The organism is Ralstonia pickettii, from assembly GCF_030582395.1.
GTDB lineage: Bacteria > Pseudomonadota > Gammaproteobacteria > Burkholderiales > Burkholderiaceae > Ralstonia > Ralstonia pickettii_D.
Window position 1 is genome coordinate 3,090,134 of sequence record NZ_CP104381.1, and the last position, 23,035, is coordinate 3,113,168.

Genomic DNA, 23,035 nt, shown 5'->3' on the forward strand with positions numbered 1-23,035 from the left:
TCTGCCTCCGTTTTTCTTGGTGCGCCCCCGCTACGTCAGCCGGGCACGATCTGCTGCGCGTAGTCGTACAGATCCTGCAGGATGGTCTGCGCGCGCGTGTCGCCGTTCTCCTCGGCTTCCGCGCCCAATTGCTGAAGCCGCTCGCCGAAGGTCTCAAAGGTCATGTAGCCATCGCGGCCTTCGAACAACCGCTCGGCGCGAAGCTGTTCCCACAGTTCGTATTCCTCTTCGTTCAACGTATCGGGAAAGTTGCGTGCGCGATAGCGGAACAGCAGCTCCGGCAGGCGTGCGTCGGCAAACTCCGCATGCAGGCGCGCGAGCTGTTCGCCGCTGAGCGTGCGCAGCTCATTGAGCAGGCGGCGATCCTCGTTGCAGACGAATCCGCCGTAGAGGTTCTGGTCGACGTCTTCAATCGGCTCCAACTCGCGGGCGTACACCTGGCGCCATGTTTCGCGCATGTCGGGCGCGCCCTGGGCGATGGCGGCGTGGCGTTCGATCGTGGCGAAGTCGATGCCCCAGCGTTCTGCCTGCGCGGGCTGCAGCGTCTTCATGTTGCTGATGACGATGGGCGACTTGTTGATGTGGATCGACTTGATCGGCAGTCGCGTGGTGCCTTCGGCCAGATCGGCTGCGCGCGTGAACATGCGCTCGCGGATCGTGGCGACGTCCATGTCGAACAGCTCGGACGGGTCGAACGCCAGGTCCCACACGATCAGTTCGTTCTTGTTGGTCGGGTGCCCTCCTAGCGGCCACACCACGGCCATGCAGCCACGCTCCACGCCGTACATCCCGGAGATGTGCAGCAACGGGCGCGGCGCATCGCCAATCTCCGCCGCCACGCGGTCTTTCTTGCGCAGCGCCAGGCAGAAATCGAACAGGCGCGGCTGCGCATTGCGAATCAGGCGCGCCAGCGCGATCGTCGCCCGCACGTCGGACACCGCATCGTGCGCGGCCTCGTGCACCAGGCCGTTGGCCTTGGACAGATGCTCCAGCTTGAAGCTGGGCCTGCCGTCTTCGTGGGTCGGCCATTGAATGCCTTCCGGCCGCAGCGCCCAGGTGGTGCGCACCACGTCGAGCAGATCCCAGCGCCCACATTCGTTCTGCCACTCGCGAGCATACGGGTCGATCAGGTTGCGCCAGAACAGGTGGCGCGTCACCTCATCGTCGAAGCGGATGGTGTTGTAGCCGACGCCGATGGTGCCGGGCGTGCCGAGTTCGCGCTCGATAGCCTGGGCGAAACGGTATTCCGGAATGCCTTGCCGGGCGCATTGCTGCGGCGTGATGCCGGTGATGAGGCACGACACCGGATCGGGCAGCCAGTCGTTGGAAGGCTGGCAGAACAGTTCGACCGGCTCGCCGATCTCGTTCAGCTCGGCATCGGTGCGGATGCCGGCAAACTGCGCGGGGCGATCACGGCGCGGCACGGCACCGAACGTTTCGTAGTCGTGCCAGAGAAAGGTGGGAGTGACAGGCAAGGCGGCGGCTCGCTGGAAAACACTGAAGATGCCGGCATGCTAACAGCCTGCCGCCAGCGCCGCGCAAACGCGGGATGGTGCCAGAGTAAGCTAATGCCGTTGCCCACCTTCCCTGACGCGCCGACGCGCCCGAGCCGCCACCATGCGCATTCTTTTTTTCAGCAGCCACCGTTACGACGAAGACAGCTTCCGCGCCTCACTTGCACGCGGCGGCTACAGCTTCGACCTCGTTTTCCAGCGCGCGCACCTTGAAGCGCAAACGGCGTCCCTCGCGTCCGGCTTTGAAGTGGTATGTCCGTTCGTGAATGATTGCCTCGATGCGGAAGTGCTGGAGGCGTTGGCTGCAGGCGGCACGCGCCTGATCGCGCTGCGCTCGGCCGGTTTCAACCACGTCGTTCTGCCGGCCGCACAACGCCTGGGGCTGACGGTGGTGCGCGTGCCGGCATATTCGCCCCACGCGGTGGCCGAGCATGCGGTCGGCATGATCCTCACGCTCAACCGGCGGCTGCACCGCGCCTGCAATCGCACGCGCGAAGGCGATTTTTCACTGGATGGTTTGCTGGGCTTCGACCTGGCGGGCAAGACCGTCGGTGTCGTCGGCACGGGGCAGATCGGCCAGGTGTTCGCCCGGATCATGGCGGGCTTTGGCTGCCAGTTGCTGGCATTCGATCCGTTTCCGCAGGCTTCGCTGGCGGCGCTGGGCGCGCGCTACGTGCCGCTGCCGGAATTGCTGGCGCAGGCCGATATCGTCAGCCTGCACTGCCCGCTCAACGCTGACACACACCATCTGATCGACGCCAGCGCGCTCGGCAGCATGAAGCCGGGCGCGATGCTCATCAACACGAGCCGCGGCGGCCTGGTCGACAGCCCGGCCCTGATCGACGCGCTCAAGAGCGGCCAACTCGGCCATCTGGGGCTGGACGTCTACGAAGAAGAGGCCGATCTGTTCTTCGAAGACCGCTCGGCCGACGTGCTGCAGGACGACGTGCTGGCGCGCCTGCTGAGCTTTCCCAACGTCATCGTCACCGCGCATCAGGCGTTTTTCACTCGCGAGGCGCTGGCGGGCATTGCCGACACCACGCTCGCCAACGTGGCGGCGTGGGCGGCAGGCGCACCCGTCAATGTGGTGCAGGCTTAGGCCGGCCGATCAAGCTGCCGCGGCTTTTGGCTGCGACAGTTCGCTTTCGCCTTCCTTCACGTAGATGGAGTTGCGCGGCTTGGCCAGCACGCGTCGCACCATCGGTTCGAAGAACGAGAGCGGCAGGTTGTCATAGTCGGGCATGAAGGCCGCGGCGTCGTACTTGGCGCAGAACTCGGCCGTGCGCTCGAACAGCTCAGGCTGGCTGCGATACTGCTCGCGCAGGTTGCGGTCGAGCCCCAGGTGGTGGAAGAAGTAGTAGCCCTGGAAGATGCCGTGCTTCTCGACCATCCACAGGTTTTCCGGGCTCACGAACGGCTTGAGGATCGCCGCAGCGATGTCCGGGTGGTTGAAGCTGCCCAGCGTGTCGCCAATGTCGTGCAGAAGCGCGCAGACCACGTATTCTTCGTCACGTCCGTCGCGGTGGGCGAGTGTCGCGGTCTGCAGTGAGTGCGCGAGACGATCGATCGGGAAGCCCCCGCAATCGCCGTCGAGCAGCTTCAGGTGCGCAAGCACGCGGTCGGGCAAAGCGCGGGCAAACGGCATGAATTCCGCCGAGATGGCGGCCCAGTCCTCGCGCGTGCCGTGCTCCATGTGAGAGAACGTCGCGCGAGGGGCGGTATGTTGCGGATCGGTCATTGGGGTGTCTCCTTCGTCGCCGGAATGGTCGCGTCGGTGCCGCGTCGTAGTTCTTGAATGGCTGGGTGCGCGGCTAGCGGACCATTCTCTGCCCGGCGCTTGCGTGCAGACTGTCAAGCGTTTGACAATGATCGGACCGCCCTCGCCGCATCCTGCCGCCATGCCCGCAGACGCCTCCCATACCGCCCCGGCACCTACACCCGCGCAACTCGCGCAGGGTTGGCTGCGCGAAGCCCCTGCCGACCTGCTGGCCGAGATCGCGCCCAGCGCACGCCTGATCACCTACCCCGACGGCGAATGCATCCACCCGCACGGCGGCCCGGCGCAGGGCATGTTCCTGATCCTGCGCGGCCGCGTGCGCATCAGCCGGACGACGGACGGCGGCAGCGAACTGGTCTACGGCATGTTGCGCGCGGGTGAATGGTTTGGCGAGATCGCGCTCATCGACGGCGGCGGCCGCACGCACAGCGCCCACGCGCAGGGGCCGACCACGCTCATCCTGCTGGGCAGCGCGGCGTTTGCACGGGTGGTGTCCGCCTACCCGGCTGGCATGTGGGCGCTGATGCAGCAACTCTGCCAGCGCATCCGCCTGATCTTCGACGAGTTCGAGCACGCCAGCGAAATGCCCGCCGATGCGCGCCTCGCCCAACGCCTGCTGCAGCTCGCCCGCGCGGGCGACGGCCGCACCGTGGCGGCCAGCAATGAAGAGCTGGGCCGCATGCTGGCCCGCTCGCGGCAGACGATTTCCAAATACCTGCAGGCGTGGCAGCGCGCAGGTTGGATCCGCTGCCATTACCGGACGGTCGAAATCGTCGACGCGGCAGCTTTGCGGATGCTGGTGGGCGGCCACGCTTCCTGAGCATGCCCTGCGCATGGGGCACGCGCGTCGCAACGTGCGCCGATAGAATGGACCGTTGCCGTGCCGATCTGCCCGCCTCCACCGCTTCCACCTCCATGAAGCCTATGTTCTCGCCCGGCTCGCCCGAGGGCCGGCGCCTTGTGTTGCTGCTTGGCCTCGCACAGATGGTCTCGTGGGGCACGCTGTACTTCAGCTTCACCGTGTTTCTGGCGCCGATGCACGACACGCTCGGTTGGGCGCGGCCATTTCTGGCGGGCGGGTTCTCTGTTGGGCTGCTGGTCTGGGCGCTGTGCTCGTTCTGGGTCGGGCGTGCGTTGGACCGCTGGCCTGCGCGCCGCGTGATGGGCTCAGGCACCGTACTGGCGGCCGCCGGCCTGCTGGCGTGGTCCTTAGTCTCGAGCGAGACGGCCTTCCTGCTGCTCTGGCTGCCGATGGGCGTGGCGATGGCCACCACGCTCTATGACCCGGCCTTCGTCGTGCTTCGCCAGGCGTTTGGCGATGCGTATCAGCGCCCGATCCTCGGCCTCACACTGATTGCGGGGTTCTCCAGCACGCTGTGCATTCCGCTCGCGCAATTGGGCGTGGAACACCTCGGCTGGCGGCACACGCTGCAGCTATTTGCGCTGGCGCATGTGCTGATCTGCCTGCCGATCCATGTGCGACTGCGTGTGCGCCCGCCCCTGCACGCGCTGGCCGAAGCGCTCGACCTGACGGCACCGGTGCATGCCTCGGCATGGCGCATGGTGCTGCGCTTGCCAGTGTTCTGGGCGGTGGTGCTGGCCTTCGTGGCCACCAGCCTGGTCGCCACCGTGCTTGGCGCGCACCTGATTCCGCTGCTGACCGAGAAAGGCGTGCCGACCAGTCGCCAGTTGCTGATCGCCGCGCTCGTTGGGCCCGCCCAGGTACTTGGGCGGCTGGCCATGATGCGGTCGCGCCCGGCGCACCCGGTGCGCATTGCACCTTGGACGTACGGCGCCATGGCCGCCGCGCTCGTGCTGCTTGCGCTGTCCAGCGGGCCGCTGCTGATCGTGTTTGCGCTCGTCTACGGCGCGGCCAACGGCATCAACACCATGGTCCGCGCGATTGCCATGCCGGAGCTGGTATCGCGCAACCAGTACGCCACGCTCAACGGCCTGATGATGACGCCCGTGCTGCTGGCGCAGGCCAGCGCGCCATGGCTTGGCGCACTGCTCTGGCGGGCCAGCGGCGGCTATGCGGCAGTCGAGTGGGCGATGGTCGGGGCCGCCCTTGTCGCACTGGCGGCCTTCGCTTATGGATTGCGGCATGCGCGAAAACGCACGGCCCCTAACGCGGCTTCCCGCTCCGAGATGACGCAATTGTCATGACGTCTTCGCCACTTTGTGGACGAAAGATTGCTTTTCGGAACCTTTGCAAGCGCACATCTGTCTTGAAACATGGGACGTGATGTTTCATTCTCACAGGATGACCGGCCCGCTTTTTGCGAAAGTGCCGACGGAGGAAACGCCTTGTCACAGGTTCATCTGGAAACGTCATCTGCGAGCGAGCGCATGCCGTGGTCGATCCAAGAGATCAGCTACGGCAGCATCGACGTTGCGCGCGTGCGCGAAAACCGCACGCTGTTCTACCTAGTTACGAGTGCCTCGTTTGTCGAGAGCGGCTCGGATCTCTACGCCGGCAACCTCGCTCAGTACTACGCCGATCGGCCGGAAACCGCGCACTGGCTGACCCACCACTGGGAACGCGAAGAGCTGCAGCACGGCCGCGCGTTGCGCCGCTACGTTGAAGCCGTCTGGCCCGAGTTCGACTGGGAGCGCGGCTACGCCCGCTTCTTCGAGGAATACTCGGTCACATGTTCGGTCGACCAGTTCGAACCCACGCAGGCGTTGGAAATGGTCGCACGCTGCGTCGTCGAAATGGGCACGGCCACCTTCTATCGCGCCATCGCACAGGCGGCGGCCGACGCAGATGAACCCGTGCTGCGCGACCTCGCCAGCCGCATCTCGGCCGATGAAGTCCGGCATTACAAACACTTCCTGCGTTTCTTCAACGAGTGCAACGCAAGCGAGGGCGTGGGCCGCGCGCGCGTGCTCAAGGCGCTCGCCTCGCGGCTACGCGAAATCAAGAATGAAGATTCGATGATCGCGTTGCGCAATGTGCTGCGCATCGAGCGCGGCCAGGAAGATGTGCCCGAAGCCGATGTGCGCGCCCTGAACTCGCGCGTCAGCGCGCTGGTGCGCTCCTATCTGCCGCTCGACATGGCCGCCAAGATGCTGCTCAAGCCGCTGCGCCTGCGCCCGGGGTTCGAGCGCTCGATTCGCCCCCCCCTGGTGGCCGTGGTGCGGCGCGTGATGCTGCACTGAGCTGCAGCACGCCGCGCATGCGCCAACGAAACACCCGGGCTTCAGCCCGGGTGTTTCTTAGTTTCTTATCCAGCCAACCACGCGCCGCTTCAGGCGAGCCGGAGCACGTCCACCGCGCCGCGCAGTTCCTCGGCTTGCTGGCGCAGGCTTTCGGCCGCAGCGGCAGCTTCCTCGACCAGCGCAGCGTTCTGCTGCGTCACCTCGTCCATCGACGTGACCGCGTGGTTGACCTCTTCGATACCTTGCGACTGCTCGCGTGACGCGTGGCTGATCTCGCCCATCAGGCCGGCGATGCGCTCCACGCGCGTCACGATGTCCTGCATGGCGTCGCCTGCGCCGCGGGCGGCCTCGTTGCCGGCCTGCACTTCTTCCACCGAGCGATTGATCAATTCCTTGATCTCCTTGGCGGCGGCCGCGCTGCGCTGCGCCAGGCTGCGCACCTCGCCGGCCACGACGGCAAAGCCGCGGCCCTGTTCGCCTGCGCGGGCAGCTTCGACAGCGGCGTTCAACGCCAGTATGTTGGTCTGAAACGCGATGCCGTCGATGATGCCGGTGATGTCGGCAATCTTCTGCGCCGTGGCATGGATGCCCGACATGGTGCCAACGAGCCGCTCGACCGTCTGCCCGCCGGCATTGGCCGCCTCGTTGGCGGACCGCACCATGTCATGCGCGTGGTGCGCGCTCTCGGCGTTCTGGCGCACGGTGGCGGCCAGTTGCTCGATGCTCGACGCGGTGCGCTCGAGGTTACCAGCCTGCGCTTCGGTGCGGGCGGAAAGATCGGCATTGCCGGCCGCGATCTGGCCTGTGCTCGACGCGATGGTCGCAGCGCTTGCGCGCACCTTGTCGACGATGCCCGAAAGGCCGTCGCCTACGCCGTTGACGGCGCGCATGACCTGGCCGATTTCATCGCGGCGCGTGGTGGGCAAGCGGTGCGTGAGATCACCGGCAGCCACACGCTGCGCGACGTTCACCACTTCGGCCAGCGGCCTGCTCACCATGCGGCGCAACATCCAGTACAGCCCGCCAGCCAGGAGGGCACCGAGCGCAAACCCCAGCAGCAGAAAACGGTTGCGGGCGGCGACCAGATCGGCGTTGAGCTCATCGACGTAGGCTGTTCCGGCAATCATCAGTTGCCAGTCGGGGTATTGCGTGAAAACAGTCAGACGCTCGCGTGCGGTGCCGCCTTCCGTGTCAGCCAGCGCATGGCGCAGCGTGCCCTCCTTGCGCGCGATCATCTCGCGCACCCAGGCCTGTCCGGCCGCATCTTTGGCGTCGAGCAGGTTCTTGCCCTCGCGGTCTTGCACATGGTCGATCAGCACCTTGCCCTGGTCTGCGCCGGGCTTGCCGTCGATGACGAAATAGCCGCCCGTCTTGCCGATCCCGTGCGAGCGGATCTTGTCCTTGAGCAGCGCCAGTTCCGAGCGCACGTCCACACCCACGTAGAGCGCGCCGATGACCTTGCCCGACGCATCGCGCACGGGCTCGTACTTGCTCATGTAGGGCACGCCAAACAGCCACGCCAGGCCGCGGAACGGCTCGCCGGCCATCAGTGCCTTGTAGCTTGGGTGGGCGCGATCGAGCAGCGTGCCGATCGCGCGTTCGCCGTTTTCCTTCTTGAGCGAGGTGGTCACGCGCACGAAGTCGTCGCCGGTGCGGGCGAACACGGTGGCGATCGTGCCGCCGGTGCGCGCGAAGAACTTGTCCGGCACGGTGAAGTTGAGGTTCAGCACCGTGTCACCGCTCTTGAACGTGGGCGTCGGCTTGCCGGCCACTTCCACGGTCTGCGCCGGGTCCACGCTGTAAGGGCCGGGCGCTGCGTCCGCAAACGCCGTCAGGAAGCGGTCCGCCTCGGTGCGCATGGTGCCGTCGAACAGGCTGATCATGTCGCGCATGGCCGCCTCCTGGTTGTGCATGGCCGACTGCGTGTTGGCCTCCAGCATGCGCAGGCTCGATTGCGAGTTCGCCAGCGCGAACATGCCGAATACCAGCACGAGGGCGATGAGCCCGATCACCGCCAGACGGGTACCAAGGCTCTTGGGGGATTGTGAAACTGCAGACAGGGGCGCAGACGCTTTCATACTTTTTTCCCGGGGGTCGTCAGTCGAGTTAACAACGGACCGCCCCGGAAAAGCTTGAGCGCAAACGTTTTACAAACAGCTTTGTCCGGCAAATCAGACATCTGTTGGCAATCCCGGACGTTACCGGTCGCAGGTCAGCTCGACATGCTGCGGCGTGAGCTTGGCGGGGTTCCCCGCCCCGAGCTCGATGCGCCAGTCAGCTCCGTGCGAGGCAGCCACGTCGCGGCCATCCACGGTCGCCCGGCAGCGGGTTGCATTGGCAAAGCGGATGAACGGCCGCGTATAGCCGGCAACATCGACCGACAGGGAGCGGCCATCCGCACTGCGCCGCCAGTTCGACAGGCGGCCGCTGGCATCGCGCACGTAAGGCAGCGTCGGCCCATCGTTGTCCAGCGCAAAGCGTGCCGAGCCGCTCGTCAGATGGATATAGGAGCCACCCGGACCCGCCGTGTAGCCCGCCACGTCGCGTGCATCCGCAAGACGCGGTACGCCGCGCCCGGACCAGCGCACGGTGCGCAGATCACCCGTGCCGCGCACGACCCAGGCGTCGCCGTCACGCGCAATGGCCATGGTGCGGAAGTCGAGCACCTTGCGGATATAGTCCGACGCGTAGACCGGCATGACCGGCTGCGCGACCGCCCAGTCGTACACCTGCCGCAGAGCCGTCACCGAGGCCAGCTTGGTGCCCGAGTACATGTGGTAATAAATGCCGATCGGCTTGAAGCGGTAAGGCTTTTCGGTCAGCTCGAACGTTTCGATGGCGCGCGAGAAACCGTAATACGGGCCGTGCCAGAGGTTGGTGTAGATGTTCTCGTTCTGGTCGGGCGCAAATACCTGGAACAGGCCATCGCCTTTGTCCACGCCCAGCGGCGCCACGGCCGTCCAGCTCGGGTTGGAGCGCGTGATGTAGGTGTCGCCGCCGTTCATGTTCAGCACACCGGCCTCGACGGTCTTTTGCACGGCAATCGGCGGCACCTGGCCGTTGCCGCTCCACAGCAGCACCTTTACCTGCTTGCCTGCGGGGGCCAGCTTGGTGTTGATGTAGTGGATGGAACCCGCGATCTCGCGATCGAAGCTGAAGCGGTAATTCGGAATGTTCAACGAGAAGGCGGTGTCGGTGCCTTCGGCCGTGGCGGCGGAGGCCGGATCGGGCGGATTGGTGGTGCGCAGCCAGTTGAACGGGTGAGAGAACGTATGGCTGGCCAGCTCCACGTAGGGCTGCGCAAAGAGCGTGCGCGCGATCGGCTCGAGCTGCGGCGTGAGCTTGGGATACACACCGTCGGCCGCCACTTCGCCTTCGATGATCGACACGGTGGTCGGCACCTTGTAGCGGTCCAGGATCTCGCGCAGCAATGCCTGGCCGGAAAACTCGCTCGGTGGAAACTCAGTGCGGGAGGCGAATCCGTCGCCGTCGATATGCACGGTCATCAGCCGGCGGCCGTTTTCCGTCGTGGTGTCAGGCACCGGCATGGCGGGCAGTTGCAGCGCGCGGCGCAGAAAATCGAGCGGCTGGATCACCCAGCGCGCCTGGTCGACATCGGGCATGCGGAACACGCCAAACGGCTGAAGCACGTAGCCGCCCCACGGCATGATGGCGGCCGCATCGTACGAGTAGCTGCCGGCCGAGAGCCGCAGCAGCGATTGCGACCCCGCCACGCCGGGGTCGACCTGCACGCCCACGGCCATGCGCCGATCCGGATGGGGCTGCAACTCAAAGCCGATCATGGGATCACGCGAGACGATGGCAAGCGGCCCCGCCGGTGCGCCGGGCACCGTTTGCAGATCGAGCATCTGCGCTGTGGAGGCATCCATGTTCAGCCCGAACTGGTTGAACATCGCGACGCGCACCCCGGCAGTTATCGTGCGCCTGAGCCAAGATGCCCACGCACCGGGTCGCGATGCGTTGCCGTCAAACCAGGTGACGACACCGGCATAGCGATCGGGCGTGACGGTCGGCAACGGCTTGTTCGCGTCGGCAAATTCGGTGCGATAGCCGAGATAGTTGATGGGCATGGCCAGATAGAGCACCGACGGCGCGGTGTTGGTGCTGGTGCCGGGCTCCTGCGGCTCAACCAGCAGGATGCGGCGCGGCATCACTTCCAGCCGCCCGATGCCGATGAAGTCGGCGGCCGGCGTGGTCGCGTAGCTGCTGACGCCCGCTGCGCGCGCTACATTGGCGGTCTCACGCAGACAGGCACGGTTGTAGTTGGGGCAGTAGTCGAGCGCCACGGCGGGCAGGTGGTACTGCGTGCCGATGTTGCGCAGCGTGGCAATCCGCGCAGTGCGGTCGGCATCGGTCACGTCCATCAAGCCCTCGACGCCGGTGCGCTCACGCACCAGCCCTTCCGTCACCACCCCGGACAACTGCGGTGCGAGCGTCTGGAGCCACGCCGTGCCACCGGCCAGCAACTTGGTCTGCGGTGCACGGGCATGCAACGCCTGGACCAATGCTGCAACGGCATTCGCGGCATTCGCGGCATCGGGCGCGCTGCGCGAGAGCGTGTCCAGCCCATCCAGCAGGAAGCCTGCGTAGCCCTGCGCAACCAAGGGCGCAAAGACCTGGTCGATCACGTTGGCAGGCCAGGCGCTCGTGCGCATTGCGTCGGTCTGCTGCGTCAGGTCCACGCGGGCAAACCAGAGCGTGGGCGATGGTTGCTTCGGGTCGAAAGTGCCGGCCGTGGCCGGGTCCAGCACGACCCAGTCGAACGCTTGCAGTTCAGCGACGGGGACATCGCGGCCGTAGTAGAAGGCGATCTGGGGCTCTGCCGAAGCGGACGTCGCCGGCTGCTGTGCATGAGCCGTCGCAACGCCCAGCGCCAACGCCGCGACGCCCAGCCACATCGGCCACCGCCACGAAAACTTACCGCCCTTTGCCTGCGTGTCCTGCATCCCGGTCCTCGAAAAGCCATTCCGACGTGCATTGTGCCGGGCGGCCATCCGATTGCAATGTCTATGGGCCGGGGCGCGCCCGCCAGGAGCCCCCTTTTGGAGACCCATGGCGGGGACTCGGCTCAGTAACCGACCGCAGTGTACTGGGGGAATTCCGTTTCAAACGCCCTCGCCAGATCGTCAGCGCTGGCGACTGCGGAAGTGTAGACAGCAGTTGTCGTGCCACTGTCGTAGGCCAGCGTGACTGCCCAGGCGGGGTGCGCCTGGTTGACGCGATCGCGTGCAGCCTGGGCCGCCAGTTGACCGGGGCCGTTATCAGGTTTGGTTCCGTAAACTTTGCAGTGGGACATGGCATTCACTCCGAGGATGGGGAAGGAATGCCGCCAACGCACGGGCGAGAACACGCTCGGTCTGGCTGGTCTGCGTTTCTCAACGATACGGGCGAACAGACGCGCTGCCGGCTTGTCCCGCCGGCATGCACCAGCGGCACGGCCAGCGTAAAAGCCGGGGCCGCGCGCCGGAATGCTGCGTTCGTCAGGGCTGAGGTTCTAGAACGCCGACTTCACCACGCCGCCGTCCACGCGCAGCGCCGCGCCCGTGGTGGCCGACGCGAGCGGGCTCGCCACATAGGCGACCAGGTTCGCCACCTCCTGCGTGCTGGCGAATCGCTTGATGAGCGAGGTCGGCCGCGCCGTCTCGAAGAAGGTCTTTTCGAACGCTTCGAAGCTCTGGCCGCCGGAGAGCTTCCCGACAAACTCATCCACGCCTTCCGAACGCGTCGGCCCCGGCAGCACGGCGTTCACCGTGATGGCCGTGCCCGCAGTCAGCTCGGCCAACCCGCGCGAGAGGCCCAGCAGCGCCGTCTTGGTCACGCCGTAGTGAATCATTTCCACCGGAATCTGCACGCCGCTTTCGCTGCTGATGAAGACGATGCGGCCCCAGTTCTGCGCACGCATGCCGGGCAGATACGCGCGGGACAGACGCGCGCCGCTGAGCACGTTCACGTTGAAAAAGTGCTGCCACTCGGCGTCGTCAATGTCCTCGAACGGCTTCGGGTCAAAGATGCCGAGATTGTTGATCAGGATGTCGACCTTGGGGAAGCGGTCGAGCAGCGCCTCCGTCTGCACCGGGTTGGACAGGTCACCGGCAAAGCCCTCGACCTGGGCGTCGGGCACCTCGGTGCGCAGGCGCGCGATCGCGTCGTCGACAGACGCTTCGGTACGGCCGTTGACAATCACGCGGGCGCCTTCGGCGGCCAGTGCTACAGCGATGGCATGACCGATGCCCTTGGTTGAGCCGGTCACGAGAGCAAGCTTGTTCTGAAGGTGGAGGTTCATGGCGTTCAAAAAAGGAATATGGAGGAGGACGAGCACGCCGCGCCACATGGTGCGCGTTGGTGACGGCGCCGACGTTTCAACCATGATACGAACCGCCCCGCCCTTTGGCAGCCGCAATCGTTTTGCAGCGGTATCCAACGAGATTTGACGGTCAGCGTTGGTATCGATCCCGGCTTGACGGCCTGGGCAAGCGACGATTAGTGTGCAATGAAGCACGCCAGCGTTACGGGAATGCGGCGCGCCTTACAAGCCGGATAACCGGCAGAACGGGGAGCACCACCATGAGCATCGACGTACAGACACCTGAGGCCGCCCACCCGAGTACCACGGAAGGCGCCTACCAGCTTGACACCATGGACCGCGACACCAACATCGGTCGGCTCGTGCATCGGGTCCGACACGCGTTGGTGACACACATCGACAGTGCCTTGGCCTCGCTGGACCTGACTGCCGCGCAGTGGACGGTCGTCATTTACCTGGCAGAAGACCTGGCCACCACGCCGGCCGAACTCTCGCGCCTGCTGCATTACGATCCGGGCGCGATGACGCGGCTGATCGATCGGCTCGAGAAGAAGAACATCGTCAAGCGCGCACCCAGCGATGCGGATCGCCGCTCGGTGGTGGTCTCGCTGACCGAGCAGGGTCGCGCGCTCTATCCGGAAATCCGGCCGCTGATCATCGACGTGCTGAACCACCTGCTGCGCGGGTTTTCACAGGCCGAGGTCAAGCAGTTGGAAAACCTGCTGCTGCGCGTGCTGCATAACGCCTGACCCGTTCAGGCGCGAGCGGCTCAGCAGGCCAGGCGGCGTTGGCCGACGCGGTGTTGTCGGCCTGCACGGCATGCCTTGGGCGCTGTCCGGCGCTCACTGCCCTTCCAGCTCGTGCTTGATCTTGAACAGCTCGGTATCGGTGCGAATGCCGAGCTTGCGATAGGCCGATTGCTTTTGCGAGCTGATCGTCTTGATGCTGCGCGCAAACTTCCCGGCAATGTCCGTGACCGACATGCCGTCCAGACAGCAGCGCAGCACTTCCCGTTCGCGGGGGCTGAGTTCGGACCGATCGATCAGGGCCGACAGCCTGGTGCCATTGGTGGTGGGCGCGGGCGCATCTGCGCAGAGCGTATCGCGCTCCATCTCGGCGGCCAGCTCGGCATTCAGCCGCTTGCCGCCCGCCGCCACGGTGCGGATCGCACGCACCAGTTCCGACAGCTCCTCTTCCTTGCCGACAAACCCGCGTGCGCCGGCATGCATGACCATGCCCACCGTCGCCTTGTTGTGATGCGCCGAGGCCACCAGGATCTTCAAGTCCGGATAGCGCACGCGGATCAGGCGGATCAGATTCAACCCGTCGATCTCGGTGGGCCCGAGCGAGTAGTCCATCAACAGGACATCCACTTCGACGGTGGTGTCCTTGAGCGCCCGCACGATCTCGCGGCCCGAGGCAAACATGCCGGAAACCTCGATGTCGGCTTCCTGTTTCAGGCGCGCAGCCAGACCATGGCGGACAACCGCATGGTCATCGAGCACGATCACGCGGATCGGCCGGGTCGCGGTCCAGTTCATGTTCTCAGGTTCCTATTCGACGGGTTTTGCTCGCAGCACAACAAGCGCCCGAAGATGCCGCAGAGGCCGACATCTTAATAGCATTCCCGCGCAGCGACGCCGCTCACTTGGCCTCGACGATGGTGTCGTCTCGAGCGTAGACGCGGCAATGGATCCATCGCTCGGTACAGAAAGCCATTGCCCGAAATTCCGCGTTCTGCCCTACGGCCCACGAATAATGATCGCCGTCGGAGGCGACAAAAATCTTCGGCCACGTCTTTTTCAGATACATGTCGAAGCCGGCCTGTTGGTTTCGCCCGAGTTCCCCGGCGCGGCGTGGTGGCGCTGCCTGCGCGCCTGAAGCGGAAGCGACCGGTGCAGCTGTCGTTTGAGCCAGCGATTTCTGCCCGCGCGCAGGGACATCGGCAATCCAGTCCGCAGGAATCGCGAAGTTCAGGTTCTGCCCCATGGTGAGCACGACCTGATGGTCTGTTATGCCAATCAACCGGCCGTCTGCATCAAACAAACCGCCTCCACTGGACCCTTGTGAGATTGGGGCAGACGTCTGGATGCTTTTGAGGCGTCCTTCATCATCGGTACGCAATGACGAGATCAGGCCCTCGCTGATCGTCAGCTCCAGCCCCAGCGGATTGCCGACCGCGTACACTTTTTGCCCCGTCACGAGCGCGCTCCCCGGAGAGAGCATCACTGCAGGCGCGTGGAAATCCGCGACCCGGAGCTGACAGAGGTCGCGCTCCACGTCGGGATACTGCAAACGAGCACCGTAGCTTGCGTTGCCGCGTTTGAGCCAGACTTGCTTGCCGCCGCGCAGCACATGGCAGTTCGTGATCGCCACACCATCGGCGATAACGACTGCGCTGCCAATGGACAGCGGCCGCCCGTCCGAACCCGCAACGCGGACCTCCCAGACGCTGGGCGAAACCTTGGCAAAGACCGCTGCGGGCTCCAGCGCGACCGCGCGCTCTGCAACGCCGGCGCAGACCAACGCGGCAACCAGCAATGAAACCAGTCGAACGATATGCATGTTAGTCAGGCGGGTCGCCTCATTGGGGCACCAGCAAATCTTTGAGGTCGCTCAGCGTGGTCGATCCATCTTCCGAACGGGTGCGATCACGCATGTGCGCGATATCGGCGTCGGTCAAGGGCTGGCAAGCAGATTGCGTTGCCCATTGCCGATAGCGCGCAGCCACCGGGCGCCATGACAGCCCATTGCTGGATTCGATGAGTGCCGCCCGACAGCCCCGCTCGCTTTCGGAGTAAGTCGAACGCAACTGGTAACGGTGCCCCGTCAGCGGAACGAAACTCACCGCAACTGAGCAGAAATAGGTCAGGTTCCCTGCCGGACTCACGAAGTTCACGGCCATGGTCGTCGGCACGTCGGTCAGCACACGCACGGAGCGCGCTGGCTGGTTCGTGGCAATTGCCACGCGTTGCCCCGTGCATGTGCGGGCGTCGTCGAAGACCAGCAATGCGGCGGCCGCGCCCGTCGCAGGTCGTATGAATTCGACTGGCACGGTCCGTGCCCCGGCTGGTGGTTCAACATACGGCTGCGCGCAGCCCGCAAGCCACAAAGCGCCTCCTAACAAAGAGGCGATCATTCTGAGCGTCATGCGCTCCCCCCAAGGCAACCCTTTCTGAGATCGGCATTTCATTCGGCGGGCGCAGTGGCACGCGCGCTCGATGCCGCTGAAGTGTAACCAAAGGTGAAGCAGGAGGAACTTCCTTGAGGACCTGCGTTGTGTGCGCGCGTCGACCGACGGTCATCTGCCCTCAGGCCAGCGCCGCGTCGATGCGCGCCTGCGTGCTGCGGCGCGCGCGCTCGAACACCGCCATATCGCCCATCAGAAACGCCACGTTTGCGTTGGAGCGAAACGATTCGATCTCGAAGACAAGCTGATCGACGTCGACATCGGCGCGCAATTCTCCGGCGGCCTGTGCGGCGGTGATCGCCTCGCGAAACCGCGCACGCACCGACTCCCGGTGTCCGCGCACGCGATCCTGAATGGCGCCCGGGCGGGCCCGGTATTCGTAGCTGGCCGCGCAGACAAAGCAGCCGCCTGGCGATGCGCCGCTGGCCACGTAGTCGAACCAGCCGTCGGTCAGCGCCCGCAGGCGGGCAAGCGGGCTCTCCAGCGCCAGCGCGGGCTCGACCACCGTCGCGCGGTAATGCACGACCCCAGCGTCGAGCGTGGCGAGCTGCAGCGTTTCCTTGTCGCCGAAGAGCACCTGGATATTGCCTTTGCCCACGCCCGCGTCGGACGCCACCCGGCCGATGGTGAGGCCCTCCAACCCGTCGGTGGAAGCGATGGCGGTGGCGTGCTCGAGCACCTGGGCGCGCGCGCGTTCGCCACGCTGGCGGCGGCCGTCGGTTTCGTTCATGGCAATGCCCTATCGGTGAGTGGGGTCAACACAATCGGCCCTTGACGCGGGCCCATCGCTCTCTAGTATACGTACGTACGTATATTAATGAACCGAGATCCCCCATGTCAACGGAATCCCTTGCTGCCGGTAGCGTCGCCTCGCCGGCCAAACGGCATTGGCCGGCGCTGGCAGCGCTGCTGACCGGCAACTTCGTCACCATTCTCGACCTGTTCATCGTCAATGTGGCAATTCCGGATATCCGGGCCGGCCTGCATGCCAGTTTTGCGGAGATCCAGCTCGTGATGGTCGGCTACAGCGCGGCGTATGCGGTGTTCCTGCTCAACGGCGCCCGCCTGGGCGACCTGTATGGGCGCAAGCGCATGTTTCTGGCGGGCATGGCGCTGTTCACACTGGCATCCGCGCTGTGCGGCTTGGCGACAGCGCCTTGGATGCTGATCGCCATGCGTGTCGGCCAAGGCTTGGGCGCGGCCATTCTGATGCCGCAAGTGATGGCCTCGCTGCGCGTGCTGTTTGACGGCGATGCCCGGCGGCGTGCGTTCGGCACCATGGGCGCCGTACAGGGCGTGGCGGCGTCAGTCTCGCAAATCATCGGCGGCTGGCTGATCGCGCATCCGCTGGCGGTCGACGTATCCGGCTGGCGTGCGGTGTTCCTGGTGAATGTGCCGATCGGCATTGTGGCGCTCCTGGCGGCTCGCGCCTTCGTGGCGGAATCGCGTGCGCCGGTGGCGGCGCGGCTGGACGTGCACGGCGCCGTGGCCGGGGCGGTGGCGCTGGCGATGCTGCTGGTGCCCATCATGCAGGGCCGCGAGTCCGGCTGGCCGTGGTGGTCGTGGGTGCTGCCGCTGGCCTCGCTGCTGGTGTTCCGCCACTTTGTGCGGGTGGAGCAAGCGCTGTCGGCGGCGGGCCGCGTCCCGATCATCGAGATGGCGCTGTTCCGCAACCGCAGCTTTGTGCTGGGCGTGCTGGCGATCTTCCTGTTCTACACGGCCATCAGTTCGTACTTCCTGGCGCTGACGATCCTGCTGCAGTTCGGGCGCGGCCTGTCGGCGCTGGCGGCGGGGCTGGTGTTTACGCCCGCGGCCATCGCGTTCTTTACCGGCTCGCTGACAGCGCCCCGTCTGGCTGAGCGCATCGGGCAGCGTGCCCTGCTGCTGGGGGTGGCCACCTTCGCTGTGGGCATGGTCGTGCTGGCCACCATGGCGCAGTTGGGCGCGGGTACCGCCTGGCTGATCCTGCCGCTCATGCTCAATGGCTTTGGGCAGGGCATGGTGATTCCACTGTCGCTCAACACCATCCTGAGCGGCGTGGAAACAGCCCAGGCCGGCATGGGCGCCGGTACCGTTACGACCATGCAGGCCGTGGGCAATGCGGTGGGCGTGACGGTGGTGGGCGTGCTGCTGTTCTCGCTGCTCGGTCAGGTGGAGGGGGCGGATGGCGCCGTGACGGCGGACGCTGCCGCCCATGCCGCCCATGCAGCGCACTATGGCCACGCGTTTGCGCTGGCGACGCTCTACAACGTGGGTGCAACGGTGCTGTCGTTGGTGCTGTTCTGGCGCGCGTGGCGCCGTCACGCTTGAGGTGGCTTACTTGCGCACCCAGCCGCGCCGCACGCAGGGCGCCAGCACCGCGCCATGCACCGCCAGCCCGAGGCGGTGCAGCGGTTCCGACAGCGTATGCGCCACGCGCCCGCTGCACAGCCAGGCGCACAAGGCCGACACAGCCGCCGCGCCCAGCATGTCGAACGGATAGTGCACGCCCAGGTAGATGCGCGCCCACGCCATCGGCACGCCCAATAGCGCCAGCAACACACCCACGCGCCGCAGGCGTGCGTTCCACATCAGGCTGAATGCCACCGTCCACAGTGCGGTCAGGTGGTCGCTGGGGAAGGACGAATCCGGCGCGTGCGGCAGCAGATTGGTGCCCAGTTCAATCGCAAACGGCCTGGGGTGATACCACGCGAGGCCCAAGCCGACGTTGATCGACAACGCCAGGGCAGCCGCCACGCCGGTCTGCAATGCCTGGCGCCGCGTGGCCGGCTCGCCCCATAGCCAGGCGGCCACGAGCGTGAGCGGCACCAGCCAGATCGCGTATTCGGCAAAGGCCATCGCCAGCCAAACGGTGGTGGCCGAAGCGTCAGCCGGTGCGTTGATCCAAAGAAACAGCGTGTGATTGAGTGATTCCATACAGCGTCGGCCCAGGGCCCGGGTGATTCAACAACCGTGAGATGCCGGGCCCACACTACTAAACATTCCCTTCAATTCCCTTGGAACCGGTCTGTGGGCAAGCCTAGGCCACCCGACTTAGGCCAGCCGTAGCGATGCCCCGATGCTTGCCTAGGCTTTTCCCCCGGCCCGCGGCTGCCTATGATGAAAAACGCACCGGCACGCAAGCAGGTCGGACACACACCATTTCGAACCCCGGGGGGTGGATGGACAGCTTTCTCATTCAGCGGGCCACACGCCGGCAGGCGACGTTTGCCGGCGCCATCGCGCTGATGATCCTCTTGACGCTGGCCGTGGCCGCCCCGCGTGCGGGCCTGCAATGGCCAGCGATCAATCCGTTCATGCCGATGTGCGCGCTGACGGTGTTCACCACGGCAAGCATCGCCGCGTTTCTGCTGGGCGCGCAGTTCACCGTGACACGGCAGCCAATGCTGGGCGCGCTGGGCGGCGCCTATGCCTTTACCGCCCTGGCCGTAGCGCTGCAGTTGGCGACGTTCCCGGGGGTGTTCTCGCCCACGGGCCTGTTTGGCGCACACCCGACCAGCGCGGGCTGGATGTGGGTGTTCTGGCACGGTGGCTTTCCGCTGTTCGTGATCCTGGCAGTACTGCTGCGCAATCGGCTCTCCGGCGACGCCGTTGCCGCCGGCCGCGTTGGCTTATGGGCTTGGCTGCTGATCGGCGGCCCGGCGGTGCTGGGTGTGTTGCTGTGCAGCGTTGCCGTGCTGGCCAACCTGCCACCGCCGCTGCACGCCAGCAATGGCGACAACCCCGTCGCGGTGGTGCTGTGGGCCATCAATGCCATCGCCGTGCTCGCCGTGGTGGCCAGCGGCCGCCTGCGCGCGGTGCTTGACGTATGGCTGGCCATTGCCGCACTGGCCTGCCTGACCGACACCACCCTCAACCTGCTGAGCACTGACCGCTTTACCGTGGGCTGGTATGTGGCGCGCCTCTTCAGCATGTTTGCGCCCGGGGTGCTCGTCTGCGTACTCGTGTGGGAGGTCACTGCGCTGTACCGGCGGCTGTTCGAGGCGCATGTGTCGCTGCGGCAGGCGTCCATGCGTGACGCGCTGACCGGCCTGTACAACCGCACCTACTTCAACGAGCAGATCGACAGGCAGATCGGCGCGGCCCAGCGCAACGGGCGGCCGCTTTCACTGGTGATGGTCGATGTCGACCACTTCAAGCGCTACAACGATGCGTACGGCCACCTGAAGGGCGATGCATGCCTCGCTGCGGTGGCCCATGCGCTGGCCGGTGTGGTGCGCCGCCCGGCAGATTTCATCGCCCGCTACGGCGGCGAGGAATTCGTGATTGTGCTGCCGGAAACCGATGCGAGCGAAGCGCAGACCCTTGCCGAGCGCGCACGGGAAGCCGTGCTTCGCCTGCGCATCGAGGCCGCCGCGCCGTCGCGCTATGTGACCGTCAGCGCCGGTTGCGCCACGGCCGTGCCTGACAACGGCGCCCTCTCCATCGATACGCTGGTCGAAACCGCCGATGCCGCGCTGTACCGCGCCAAAGCGGCCGGCCGCAACCTCGTGATGACTGCGCAGCCTGCGCACGCCGCGTTCACGTAGCGCGAGAGAGCGTGACATGACGCGACATCACGCACGGCAAACAATCCGGCATGCGAGCGTTCGGGGCGCCCGTCTTTGCTGTCTTCTTTATTTCTTCTGTATATAAAAATAGTAGTAGTAGATAACGGTGGATTGTTTCTGTGGATAGGCGCAGAAAACGCTGTTGCGTCAATGGTTTGCGAAACGCACAACCCGTCGGACAGCATGTGCCGTTGCGTGGATGACTCGTGCAGAGCATGCCCCGCGCTCTCGGGGACCATCCAAGTTATTCCTGTGCTGTGGACAACCTGACCCCGGACAGCCAACACAGTTGTCCCTGAAGTTCTTCACGTGTTTATCCACATATCCACAGCGACAAGCGCGACCATGCGCCGGATTACCGCTGCGGTGCCCGCTCAAGCCGCGCCGGGAACGCCTCCACCAGCCAGTCAATGAACACTCGCAGCCGATGCGTGACATGGCGCGTCTGCGGATAGACGACGTGAAACGGGTAAGGCGCCGGCCGCCACGGCTTGAGGATTTCAACCAACACGCCGTCGTTGATCGGCGATTGCGCCGCATAGCCAAAGGTCTGCACGATGCCCAGGCCCGCCAGGCAGGCGGCGAGATGTGCATTGCTCTCGTTCACGCCGACGCGATGCTCGACTTTGATCTCGGTCTTTTCGCCATCGCGTTCAAATCGGAAAGGGACCGACCGACCCGTCTGGCTGAACACGTAGCTCACCAGCCGGTGGCCATTCTTGAGTTCATCGGGGTAAGCCGGCGTGCCGTACTGCTTGAGGTACCCCGGGGTGGCGCACGTGATCAGCGGCGCATCGCCCAGGTGGCGTGCGACCAGGGACGAGTTGTCCAGCGGGCCGCCACGAATCACGCAGTCGACGTTGTCCGCAATCAGATCCACCGAGCGGTCTGATACGCCGAGGTCAATCCTGATCTCGGGATAGCGCGCCACGAATTCCGGCAGCAGAGGAATCAGCACGTCGCGCGCCGTCGACCCGCCGACATCGATGCGCAACGACCCGCGTGGCCGTCCGCGTGCGAGGCTGAACGACGCGTCGATGTCTTCCAGGTCGCGCAGGATCCGCGTGCTCTTGGCGTAGTAGTCCTCGCCTTCGGGCGTGACCGTCACCCGTCGCGTCGTCCGTTGCAGCAGGCGTACACCCAGATGGGCCTCCAGTTCCTGTACCTGCTTGCGCCACCGCATTGCGCGCCGATGCGTCGGTGCTGTCCGACCTTGACGCCGTCTATGCCCAGATCGCCAAAGTGGCCGGCAAGCTGGACATCCTGTTCGCCAATGCCGGCGGCGGCGACATGATGCCGCTGGGCGCCATCACCGAAGAACATTTCGACCGGATCTTCGGCACCAACGTGCGCGGCGTGCTGTTCACGGTGCAGAAGGCGCTGCCGCTGCTGACCGATGGCGCATCGATCATCCTCACGGCGTCCACGGTGTCCGTGCAGGGCACGGCCAACTTCAGCGTCTACAGCGCCAGCAAGGCGGCGGTGCGCAACTTCGCCCGCTCCTGGGTGATGGATCTGAAGGATCGTGGTATCCGCGTGAACGTGGTGAGCCCCGGCCCGATCCGCACGCCGGGCCTTGGCGGCCTCGCATCGGATGAAACGCGCCAAGGCCTGTTCGACTTCCTCGCCGCACAGGTGCCGCTGGGCCGCCTGGGCGAGCCGGCCGAAGTGGGCAAGGCCGTCGCGTTTCTTGCGTCGGACGCCGCCAGCTTTATCAACGGCATCGAGTTGTTCGTGGATGGGGGGATGGCGCAAGTTTGATGCGCGCTGACAGCCCCGAGCGGCCATTCGCCCTCGAGCACAGCGAGACGATGGCCGCGACTTGTTGGGGAATCGCCGTCGGCAACGGGATGCGTGCCGACGGCTGATGATTACATCGGCGGCGCCACACCGTCCTTCTCAACCACAATCTGGCGCCCGCTGTACGAGCCGTCCTTCTCCGGCGTCGCCACCACGAAGACCTTCTTGCCAGCCGACAAGTCGGCGCGCGTTGCCGGCACCAGCGTCACGACGGGCACGTTGGCCGGCACGATGATGGTGTTGCTGCCGCCTTTGTAGGCCAGTTTGAGGTCACGCCCGTTCGTACCTTGAACCACCGATTCCACGTTGGCGTTTGTCATCGTGCTCTTTGCACCGAGATCCCACGCGTAGTGGCCCTCACCCATGCCGCGCGCCGCTTCCGGAAAGACGAGCACTTCCTTCGCCGTCAACTTGCCGTCCGCGCCCGGCATGGCTGCAGCGCCCACATATGAGCCCGGTTTGATATCCGAAAGTTGAATGGCCTTCACCGCGTTCAGGTTGGCGGCCGGGTCGACATTGATCAGCACGGTGTCACCGCTGCGGCGATGCACTTTGAGGCTGTTGTCAGACAGCGAGACGATCTCGCCGCGGATCCGTTCGGGCTTTGCGGCCGGCGATTGGGCGAGCGCTGTGCCCGCGAGTGTCAGCGCCGCAACGCAGACGGAAAGTTGGCGTCGGATGGACATGGAGACTCCTTGAGGTCGTTTGTGTTTCACG

General features: G+C 65.5%; 20 protein-coding genes and 1 pseudogene. 8 read left to right on the forward strand and 13 right to left on the reverse strand.

The window, feature by feature from the left end; genetic code table 11:
• Positions 1 to 35: 35 nt before the first annotated feature.
• A complete protein-coding gene (gene sbcB, locus N5B55_RS14915; RefSeq protein ID WP_304538543.1) occupies positions 36 to 1,475 on the reverse strand; it encodes an exodeoxyribonuclease I in 1,440 nt (479 codons plus the stop codon).
• A gap of 142 nt (positions 1,476 to 1,617) precedes the next feature.
• On the opposite strand from sbcB, the gene N5B55_RS14920 reads away from it, so the two are divergent.
• Positions 1,618 to 2,613 (forward strand): 2-hydroxyacid dehydrogenase, encoded by a 996-nt coding sequence (locus tag N5B55_RS14920; RefSeq protein ID WP_304538544.1) that lies wholly within the window; start codon positions 1,618 to 1,620, stop codon positions 2,611 to 2,613.
• Positions 2,614 to 2,622: 9 nt separating this feature from the next.
• Here N5B55_RS14920 and N5B55_RS14925 read toward each other — a convergent pair whose 3' ends face one another.
• On the reverse strand, positions 2,623 to 3,252 hold the full coding sequence (locus N5B55_RS14925; RefSeq protein WP_009239664.1) for an HD domain-containing protein: 630 nt from the start codon (positions 3,250 to 3,252) through the stop codon (positions 2,623 to 2,625).
• Positions 3,253 to 3,379: 127 nt separating this feature from the next.
• Here N5B55_RS14925 and N5B55_RS14930 point away from each other — a divergent pair, with 127 nt between their 5' ends.
• The 3 genes from N5B55_RS14930 (at position 3,380) to N5B55_RS14940 (ending at position 6,453) form a co-directional block, all read left to right on the forward strand.
• Positions 3,380 to 4,111 carry a Crp/Fnr family transcriptional regulator gene (locus N5B55_RS14930; RefSeq protein ID WP_304538545.1) on the forward strand — a complete coding sequence of 244 codons (732 nt, stop codon included), beginning with the start codon at positions 3,380 to 3,382 and terminating at the stop codon, positions 4,109 to 4,111.
• A gap of 95 nt (positions 4,112 to 4,206) precedes the next feature.
• Positions 4,207 to 5,457, forward strand: coding sequence for an MFS transporter (locus N5B55_RS14935; protein WP_304539804.1), 1,251 nt, complete (start codon positions 4,207 to 4,209; stop codon positions 5,455 to 5,457).
• Between the two features lie 183 nt (positions 5,458 to 5,640).
• A complete protein-coding gene (locus N5B55_RS14940; protein ID WP_304539805.1) occupies positions 5,641 to 6,453 on the forward strand; it encodes a ferritin-like domain-containing protein in 813 nt (270 codons plus the stop codon).
• A gap of 89 nt (positions 6,454 to 6,542) precedes the next feature.
• Here N5B55_RS14940 and N5B55_RS14945 read toward each other — a convergent pair whose 3' ends face one another.
• From N5B55_RS14945 to N5B55_RS14960, 4 genes are all read right to left on the reverse strand, one after another.
• Positions 6,543 to 8,531, reverse strand: a complete 1,989-nt coding sequence (locus N5B55_RS14945; protein ID WP_304538546.1) for a methyl-accepting chemotaxis protein — start codon at positions 8,529 to 8,531, stop codon at positions 6,543 to 6,545.
• 120 nt (positions 8,532 to 8,651) lie between these two features.
• On the reverse strand, positions 8,652 to 11,420 hold the full coding sequence (locus N5B55_RS14950) for a bifunctional glycoside hydrolase 114/ polysaccharide deacetylase family protein (protein ID WP_304538547.1): 2,769 nt from the start codon (positions 11,418 to 11,420) through the stop codon (positions 8,652 to 8,654).
• 122 nt (positions 11,421 to 11,542) lie between these two features.
• Positions 11,543 to 11,770 (reverse strand): hypothetical protein, encoded by a 228-nt coding sequence (locus N5B55_RS14955; RefSeq protein WP_065858144.1) that lies wholly within the window; start codon positions 11,768 to 11,770, stop codon positions 11,543 to 11,545.
• Between the two features lie 198 nt (positions 11,771 to 11,968).
• A complete protein-coding gene (locus tag N5B55_RS14960; protein WP_304538548.1) occupies positions 11,969 to 12,757 on the reverse strand; it encodes an SDR family NAD(P)-dependent oxidoreductase in 789 nt (262 codons plus the stop codon).
• Between the two features lie 281 nt (positions 12,758 to 13,038).
• On the opposite strand from N5B55_RS14960, the gene N5B55_RS14965 reads away from it, so the two are divergent.
• Positions 13,039 to 13,527 (forward strand): MarR family winged helix-turn-helix transcriptional regulator, encoded by a 489-nt coding sequence (locus tag N5B55_RS14965; RefSeq protein WP_065858146.1) that lies wholly within the window; start codon positions 13,039 to 13,041, stop codon positions 13,525 to 13,527.
• Positions 13,528 to 13,620: 93 nt separating this feature from the next.
• Here the strand turns inward: N5B55_RS14965 and N5B55_RS14970 are convergent, their stop codons facing one another.
• From N5B55_RS14970 to N5B55_RS14985, 4 genes are all read right to left on the reverse strand, one after another.
• Complete coding sequence (locus tag N5B55_RS14970) at positions 13,621 to 14,319, reverse strand: response regulator transcription factor (protein ID WP_304538549.1); 699 nt, start codon at positions 14,317 to 14,319, stop codon at positions 13,621 to 13,623.
• Positions 14,320 to 14,422: 103 nt separating this feature from the next.
• The gene (locus N5B55_RS14975) at positions 14,423 to 15,343 is read right to left on the reverse strand and encodes a S1C family serine protease (protein WP_304538550.1); all 921 of its coding nucleotides are present in this window, start codon (positions 15,341 to 15,343) and stop codon (positions 14,423 to 14,425) included.
• 19 nt (positions 15,344 to 15,362) lie between these two features.
• Positions 15,363 to 15,833, reverse strand: a complete 471-nt coding sequence (locus N5B55_RS14980; RefSeq protein WP_304538551.1) for a hypothetical protein — start codon at positions 15,831 to 15,833, stop codon at positions 15,363 to 15,365.
• A gap of 256 nt (positions 15,834 to 16,089) precedes the next feature.
• Positions 16,090 to 16,698: a TetR/AcrR family transcriptional regulator gene (locus tag N5B55_RS14985; RefSeq protein WP_154208043.1), complete on the reverse strand. Its 609-nt coding sequence runs from the start codon at positions 16,696 to 16,698 to the stop codon at positions 16,090 to 16,092.
• A 104-nt stretch (positions 16,699 to 16,802) separates the two neighbouring features.
• Between N5B55_RS14985 and N5B55_RS14990 the strand changes: the two genes are divergently transcribed.
• Complete coding sequence (locus N5B55_RS14990) at positions 16,803 to 18,278, forward strand: MFS transporter (RefSeq protein WP_154208041.1); 1,476 nt, start codon at positions 16,803 to 16,805, stop codon at positions 18,276 to 18,278.
• Between the two features lie 6 nt (positions 18,279 to 18,284).
• Here N5B55_RS14990 and N5B55_RS14995 read toward each other — a convergent pair whose 3' ends face one another.
• Positions 18,285 to 18,884: an undecaprenyl-diphosphatase gene (locus N5B55_RS14995; protein ID WP_154208040.1), complete on the reverse strand. Its 600-nt coding sequence runs from the start codon at positions 18,882 to 18,884 to the stop codon at positions 18,285 to 18,287.
• A gap of 245 nt (positions 18,885 to 19,129) precedes the next feature.
• On the opposite strand from N5B55_RS14995, the gene N5B55_RS15000 reads away from it, so the two are divergent.
• Positions 19,130 to 20,497, forward strand: a complete 1,368-nt coding sequence (locus N5B55_RS15000) for a sensor domain-containing diguanylate cyclase (RefSeq protein ID WP_304538552.1) — start codon at positions 19,130 to 19,132, stop codon at positions 20,495 to 20,497.
• 376 nt (positions 20,498 to 20,873) lie between these two features.
• On the opposite strand, the gene N5B55_RS15005 is transcribed toward N5B55_RS15000, so the two are convergent.
• Complete coding sequence (locus N5B55_RS15005; protein ID WP_304538553.1) at positions 20,874 to 21,701, reverse strand: LysR family transcriptional regulator; 828 nt, start codon at positions 21,699 to 21,701, stop codon at positions 20,874 to 20,876.
• Here N5B55_RS15005 and N5B55_RS15010 point away from each other — a divergent pair.
• A pseudogene (locus N5B55_RS15010) lies at positions 21,692 to 22,279 on the forward strand (SDR family oxidoreductase); the annotation flags it as partial. The gene N5B55_RS15005 and the pseudogene N5B55_RS15010 overlap by 10 nt on opposite strands.
• A gap of 110 nt (positions 22,280 to 22,389) precedes the next feature.
• Here N5B55_RS15010 and N5B55_RS15015 read toward each other — a convergent pair.
• The gene (locus N5B55_RS15015; protein WP_154208032.1) at positions 22,390 to 23,004 is read right to left on the reverse strand and encodes a hypothetical protein; all 615 of its coding nucleotides are present in this window, start codon (positions 23,002 to 23,004) and stop codon (positions 22,390 to 22,392) included.
• Between the last annotated feature and the right edge of the window lie 31 nt (positions 23,005 to 23,035).